Origin of the sequence: Desulfosarcina sp. (genome assembly GCF_041551955.1) — a bacterium.
Taxonomy (GTDB): Bacteria; Desulfobacterota; Desulfobacteria; order Desulfobacterales; family Desulfosarcinaceae; genus Desulfosarcina.
This window is the reverse complement of sequence record NZ_JBFELV010000421.1, coordinates 1-4,515: the sequence shown is the minus strand read 5'-3', so window position 1 is coordinate 4,515 and position 4,515 is coordinate 1. Positions and strand designations below refer to the sequence as shown.

The 4,515-nt window shown below is 57.5% G+C and carries 7 protein-coding genes and 1 pseudogene; 3 read left to right on the top strand and 5 right to left on the bottom strand.

What is annotated here, in order from left to right:
• Both ABYV26_RS21595 and ABYV26_RS21590 read right to left on the bottom strand, forming a co-directional pair.
• The coding region (locus tag ABYV26_RS21595; protein ID WP_372683427.1) for a hypothetical protein at positions 1-184 on the bottom strand (184 nt) is incomplete at its 3' end.
• 440 nt (positions 185-624) lie between these two features.
• Complete coding sequence (locus ABYV26_RS21590; RefSeq protein WP_372683426.1) at positions 625-1,074, bottom strand: universal stress protein; 450 nt, start codon at positions 1,072-1,074, stop codon at positions 625-627.
• Positions 1,075-1,372: 298 nt separating this feature from the next.
• Between ABYV26_RS21590 and ABYV26_RS21585 the strand changes: the two genes are divergently transcribed.
• A complete protein-coding gene (locus ABYV26_RS21585) occupies positions 1,373-1,951 on the top strand; it encodes a histidine phosphatase family protein (protein ID WP_372683425.1) in 579 nt (192 codons plus the stop codon).
• A gap of 73 nt (positions 1,952-2,024) precedes the next feature.
• On the opposite strand, the pseudogene ABYV26_RS21580 reads toward ABYV26_RS21585, so the two are convergent.
• The 3 genes and pseudogenes from ABYV26_RS21580 to ABYV26_RS21570 all read right to left on the bottom strand — a co-directional run.
• Positions 2,025-2,426 (bottom strand): annotated as a pseudogene (locus tag ABYV26_RS21580) (AhpC/TSA family protein); the annotation flags it as partial.
• Between the two features lie 12 nt (positions 2,427-2,438).
• Complete coding sequence (locus tag ABYV26_RS21575) at positions 2,439-2,564, bottom strand: hypothetical protein (protein WP_372683424.1); 126 nt, start codon at positions 2,562-2,564, stop codon at positions 2,439-2,441.
• 47 nt (positions 2,565-2,611) lie between these two features.
• Entirely contained in the window at positions 2,612-3,019 is a 408-nt protein-coding gene (locus tag ABYV26_RS21570; protein ID WP_372683423.1) for an HIT family protein, read from the bottom strand.
• A 248-nt stretch (positions 3,020-3,267) separates the two neighbouring features.
• Here ABYV26_RS21570 and ABYV26_RS21565 point away from each other — a divergent pair, with 248 nt between their 5' ends.
• Together ABYV26_RS21565 and ABYV26_RS21560 are read left to right on the top strand one after the other, a co-directional pair.
• On the top strand, positions 3,268-3,720 hold the full coding sequence (locus ABYV26_RS21565; RefSeq protein ID WP_372683422.1) for a Fur family transcriptional regulator: 453 nt from the start codon (positions 3,268-3,270) through the stop codon (positions 3,718-3,720).
• Positions 3,721-3,800: 80 nt separating this feature from the next.
• Positions 3,801-4,322, top strand: coding sequence for a rubrerythrin family protein (locus ABYV26_RS21560; RefSeq protein WP_372683421.1), 522 nt, complete (start codon positions 3,801-3,803; stop codon positions 4,320-4,322).
• Positions 4,323-4,515: the final 193 nt, after the last annotated feature.

Here is a 4,515-nt window from a genome sequence, read left to right as displayed (position 1 = left end):
GGGGATCGGTGCGGGCCCGGTTCATCAGCCAGGTCATCTGCTGTTCGATGCCGTCCGGATGCTGGTTGTCGGCGGTTTTGTGGAAGGTCCATTCCGTGTCAGATGAAGCCGGTTCGGCCAGCGCGCGGAAAATGGGAAGTTCAACGGGCGGTTGGTGCACGGCAGGCGGATCGGGTTCCGGCATATACCCATCCGACCATTGGGCGGAGGACGTGGATGCGGCAAAGCACATGCCTATGAACACAACTGTGCAGAATACGAGACTTCGAACACACTTTCGAGACTGGCGCATGGTTCTCCTTTTGGCAATGCGGTTGCCGGCCACAACCGATCATACTGCCCATCAAACAGTCGCCGTAATTTCTCAACCACTTGATATCAAATACTATCTTATTTACCGTGGTCGCAAATTCACCACCGGTTCGACCATGTGACGAAAAGCTTGCCAAATCAGGCCCATCCACACCGAGGCAGATGACACGGGTTCGAGCGAAATATACATTCAAGGAATATGCCATTTAAAAGCCTGCCGGCCCACTTACCGGATACGGGTTGAGCCCGGTAAGCGAGCCGAGCACGGCTGTAGGGGATGGGTTGCCTGGATGGGGGTTCAGACCGGGAGCATCATGGTTTTGGCTCAACGGGGACGATGGTCACCGGTGCAGGAGAGTGCTTGAGTACCTTTTCGGCCACACTGCCGAAACGGAAGTTGCCTTTCTCGCCGTGGCTGGCCATGATCACCATATCGACTTTCTCTTTGTCGATGAGCTTCAGGATCTCCTTGGCGGCATCACCGACCGCCACATGCTTGATGTAAAGCGGACAGCCGTCGAGATACTTTTCGCAAATCTGGCCCAACCGCGTGGATGCCGTTTTATTGGCATGCGCCATGAGTTCCTTGACACGTTTTTCCTCAAACGCCCCATACCAGCCGTCATGGTGGGCGATATCTTCGATCACGTAGAGAACGTGGATTTCTGCGCCATATTTCTCGGTGAGCGATTTTACGTGCGGCAGGGCGCTTTCAGATATAGCGGAAAAGTCTGTCGGCCATAGGATCTTTCTCACGTCCATGATTGAACCTCCTTTGGTGTTCAGGTTGATTTGGCTATCATCGAATATAGGGCTTGGTGGAAGGTTTCGTCAAGCGGTTCATCGGGGTATGGGTTTAGTGAGCGACAGCATCAGGGGTCGCTTGGCGTGCGACGCCAACCACTTGTTCAAAGCCGCGGTTTGACCCGGGCCCAAGATGGATTAACTTATGGGCGATAGCGATAGCGTTCAATCGAAAAGAAAGGGTCGCCCGACGTGGTATGCGGGTGGGATAAATGCCCCTTGCACGACTGACGTGTCAGGTCCAGGAGGGTGAAGCATGATGCCGAAACAAAAATTACTCATAAGTGGCCTGGTGCTTTTACTTCTATCGGTCACCACCACTGCAGCCGAGCCTAACCGTCTTGTCGAACAGATCGGCGCCGGTGGCCATGTGCTGATGATCCGCCATGCCAACGCCCCCGGAAACGGAGATCCTGACCATTTCCGGATCGGCGATTGCGCCACACAGCGCAACCTGGACGACCGTGGACGCGCCCAGGCCCGGCGCATCGGCCAATGGCTTCGCAGCCGGGGTATCGAGGAGGCCCGGGTCTACGCCAGCCAGTGGTGCCGCTGCCTCGAGACGGCCGCGCTCATCGATCTCGGACCGGTTGCCGAGTTGCCGGCCCTGAATTCCTTTTACGACCGCCCCCAGGATCGCCAGCCCAACCTTGCCGCCCTGCGGTCGTTTTTGGCCAGACAACCCACGGACGGCCCGCCGATTCTTCTGGTGACCCATTTCGTGACCATTTCCGCCGTCACCGGCAAGGGCGTTGCTTCCGGAGAAGGGGTGGTGATGCGCTTGACAGGCACCGGCGACGCAGCGGTCCTCGGGCAGTTGGATTTTGAGTTCTGAGGACCGATGCCCTTTCTGTCGACCCCGGCGGCCAACCCACATGCGCCTGTATCCGATCAGGCTGGCGGTTCGTTCAGACGTCATCCCGCAGAAACGCCAGGAGCGCCTCCGGATCCGGGTGGTCGGCGGGATCTTTTGCAAAATGGCTGAACCGGATGCGGCCGCCCTTGTCGATGATGAAAACCCCGGGCAGTTGACGGACATCCCCTTTGGGAATGCCTATGGCGTGGCCTTTGGCCATGGCCGACAAGCCCTTTACGGCCACACCCACTGACAACAGGCCGCCCAGGGAGGCCTGCTTGAGATGAAAGGCCTTGAAGAGCCGCTTCCGCGGATCGGCGATCATGGTGAAAGGGACGTGAAACCGGTCTTTGAAGGCCGCCGTTTCCCCCGGGGTTCCCAGCCCGACGAGCACCACTCGGGCACCGAATCGTCTAAATCCGTCTGCCTTCTGACGCAACTGCGCCACCTGATCCCGGCAGAAGGGTCACCCGTAATGGCGCAGGAAAACCAGCACCAGCGGGCCGCTTTCCCAGAAGCGGCTGAGGGGGGTGACCGTGTTGTCCCACAGCACGACCTCCTGATCCATGACTTTCGTTGCATCTTGTGACATCGCGTGTCTCTCCTAGCTGATAAAGGTTTTGGGTCATCGGACTGAGGTCAAGCTGGATGATAACCGCGCTTGCCATCGATGACCCCCCGGATACCGCCTTCGGAGTTTGCCCGGTCGCCATCGCGCCGCGGGATCAGATGAATGCGGGCATTCAGCACCGTCTGACCGGCCGACGTGCCGATGTTCGTCCCGAGGTTGAACCCGGTGACCAGCGGGTCTCGTTGCCTGATCCGTTCGACGAGGGTGCGGACCAGGGCTTCGCTGTTGCGGATTTCCTTATCGGTCATGGAAAGCCAGTCGGTCGTATGCCGCAGGGGAGCGATCAACAAACGGCCCTCGGTCACCGGGTAGCCGTCGTTGAAAGCGGAAACCGTGCCGACCGTCTCCACAGCCACTCCCGCTCTGATCCCTCGACAGAACAGGCCATTTGAATGACCGTCATCCGGATATCCCATCGTTTCTCCTACGTGAAATGCCCCGCCGATGATCAGGAAAAGTAGGCGTTCCCGTCCAACTTGAGGCTTTTCGACAGCAACCCTACCGTTTTCCGCCGGTCAGGGAATAACACCTGACAAACCATTGACAGGTAATGAACGATTAAACAAGTTATCGTTCTAAAGAAGCCGTGGAAATGTCGCGATCCGATTGGTTTACCCTTAAAATAGAGGTTGACAAATAGGAACTAATCTTATTTAAGAGCCACATGCAAAACAAAGAGGTAGCTCAGCGTGTGCGGCTTTTTATGGAAACCTGCCGCCGTCACCAACTGAAAATCACCCCCCAGCGCGTTGGCATCTACCGGGTTCTCATTCAGTCGAAGCGGCATCCCACCGCTGATCTGGTCTTCAGGGCGGTCCAAAAAGAGTTTCCCAACATCTCCTTCGATACGGTCAACCGAACGCTGTCGACCTTTGCCGAGATAGGCGTGGTGGACGTGGTGGAGACCTTCGGCGGCCCCAAGCGCTTCGACCCCAACATCACAGACCACCACCACCTGCACTGCATGGCCTGCGGCAGGATCATCGATTTCGAATATGAAGGCTACGCCCGCCTGGAAGTGCCTAAAACCATTGCCACGACGTTCAAGGTGATCAGCAGACGGGTCGTCCTCAAGGGCCTTTGTGACACCTGCAGCGCAAAGCAGCAAATGTTCTGAAAGCCGCCGTCGACCAACAAGCGGAAATTCGGACATTTTAATTACCCACAACCCACCCATCAACGAACAAGGAGGAAAAAATGAGTAAGACCACCGAAAATCTGAAAGCAGCCTTTGCCGGCGAATCCCAGGCCCGCAACAAGTACACCTTTTTTGCCAAGGTTGCCCGCAAAGAAGGCTATCACTACATCGCCAAGATTTTCGAGGAGACCGCCTTCAACGAAATGCAGCATGCCAAAGACCACCTAAAACTGCTCGGCGGCATCGGCGACACCCTGACCAACTTGAAGGAAGCCATGGGCGGGGAGGACTACGAGGTGGAGAGCATGTATCCGCAGTTTGCCAAGGAGGCGGAAGCAGAGGGACAGACCGAGGCCAAGATCGCCTTCGAGCAGGTGGCCAAGATCGAGGCCCACCATCGTGCACGCTACAAGAAGATCATCGAGATGGTCGAAGCCGGGACCGTGTACAAGCGCAAGCAGCCGATCAAGTGGAAGTGCGGCGTCTGCGGCTATATCGTCGAAGGCACCGAACCGCCGCCCAAGTGCCCGTCCTGCAAGCATTCCAGAGAACACTACGAGCCGGCCAACCTGGATTTCTGATCGCCGGGGCATCCTGAAGTAAGCACATGTAGATACCGGGCGGCGCCAGCAAGCAATTGCACGGCGGCGCCCGGTATCACCGCCGGCAACAGGCAGGCATCCTCGTCATTCACGCTGACGCCCTGCACCCCCGGGGACGCCCGCTTCACTCTCGTTCAGCCATCAATCCCGCCACATGACGGGCAATGGCGGG

What these genes read in the sequence shown, in the direction of transcription:
- ABYV26_RS21590 (WP_372683426.1), bottom strand. Translation starts at nt 1,074, where the DNA reads ATGGACGTGAGAAAGATCCTATGGCCGACAGACTTTTCCGCTATATCT.
- ABYV26_RS21570 (WP_372683423.1), bottom strand. Translation starts at nt 3,019, where the DNA reads ATGGGATATCCGGATGACGGTCATTCAAATGGCCTGTTCTGTCGAGGG.
- ABYV26_RS21585 (WP_372683425.1), top strand. Translation starts at nt 1,373, where the DNA reads ATGATGCCGAAACAAAAATTACTCATAAGTGGCCTGGTGCTTTTACTT.
- ABYV26_RS21565 (WP_372683422.1), top strand. Translation starts at nt 3,268, where the DNA reads ATGCAAAACAAAGAGGTAGCTCAGCGTGTGCGGCTTTTTATGGAAACC.
- ABYV26_RS21575 (WP_372683424.1), bottom strand. Translation starts at nt 2,564, where the DNA reads ATGTCACAAGATGCAACGAAAGTCATGGATCAGGAGGTCGTGCTGTGG.
- ABYV26_RS21560 (WP_372683421.1), top strand. Translation starts at nt 3,801, where the DNA reads ATGAGTAAGACCACCGAAAATCTGAAAGCAGCCTTTGCCGGCGAATCC.